Source organism: Halomonas faecis, assembly GCF_010993975.1.
In the GTDB taxonomy this organism is placed as follows: Bacteria; Pseudomonadota; Gammaproteobacteria; order Pseudomonadales; family Halomonadaceae; genus Halomonas; species Halomonas faecis.
In genome coordinates, this window is the sequence record NZ_JAACZO010000036.1 from 1 (window position 1) to 1,192 (window position 1,192).

General features: G+C 56.6%; 1 rRNA gene. It reads right to left on the reverse strand.

The window, feature by feature from the left end:
- Positions 1 to 1,192: ribosomal RNA gene (locus tag GFD32_RS13180) — 23S ribosomal RNA — on the reverse strand; the annotation flags it as partial.

The following is a 1,192-nucleotide window of genomic DNA, read 5'->3' on the forward strand; positions in this document are numbered from 1 at the left end:
TTACCCGACAAGGAATTTCGCTACCTTAGGACCGTTATAGTTACGGCCGCCGTTTACCGGGGCTTCGATCAAGCGCTTCGCCGGAGCTAACGCCATCACTTAACCTTCCGGCACCGGGCAGGCGTCACACCCTATACGTCCGCTTACGCGTTGGCAGAGTGCTGTGTTTTTAATAAACAGTTGCAGCCACCTGGTATCTTCGACCGGTTCGGGCTCCAGCAGCAAGTGCTTTCACCCTAAGCCGGCGTGCCTTCTCCCGAAGTTACGGCACCATTTTGCCTAGTTCCTTCACCCGAGTTCTCTCAAGCGCCTGGGGATTCTCACCCTGACCACCTGTGTCGGTTTGGGGTACGGTCTCACGTGATCTGAAGCTTAGAGGCTTTTCCTGGAAGCGTGGCATCGATGACTTCCGCCCCGTGGGGCGTTCGTCTCGCCTCTCGGCCTTGGCGGTTCGGATTTGCCTGAACCCCCAGCCTACCGGCTTTCACCAGGACAACCAACGCCTGGCTCACCTAGCCTTCTTCGTCCCCCCATCGCAACCACGTGAGGTACGGGAATATTGACCCGTTTCCCATCGACTACGCCTTTCGGCCTCGCCTTAGGGGCCGACTCACTCTGCTCCGATTAGCGTCGAACAGAAACCCTTGGTCTTCCGGCGTGGGGGTTTTTCACCCCCATTGTCGTTACTCATGTCAGCATTCGCACTCGTGATACCTCCAGCCCACTTCTCAATGGACCTTCGTCGGCGTACACGACGCTCCTCTACCGCTTGCCATTCGGCAAGCCCGTAGCTTCGGTACCTGGTTTAGCCCCGTTACATCTTCCGCGCAGGCCGACTCGACTAGTGAGCTATTACGCTTTCTTTAAAGGATGGCTGCTTCTAAGCCAACCTCCTAGCTGTCTGAGCCTTCCCACATCGTTTCCCACTCAACCAGGATTTCGGGACCTTAGCTGACGGTCTGGGTTGTTTCCCTTTTCACAACGGACGTTAGCACCCGCTGTGTGTCTCCCACGCTCGCACTCACCGGTATTCGGAGTTTGCCTCGGGTTGGTAAGTCGGGATGACCCCCTAGCCGAAACAGTGCTCTACCCCCGGCGGTGATACGTGAGGCGCTACCTAAATAGCTTTCGAGGAGAACCAGCTATCTCCGGGCTTGATTAGCCTTTCACTCCGATCCACAAGTCATCCAAA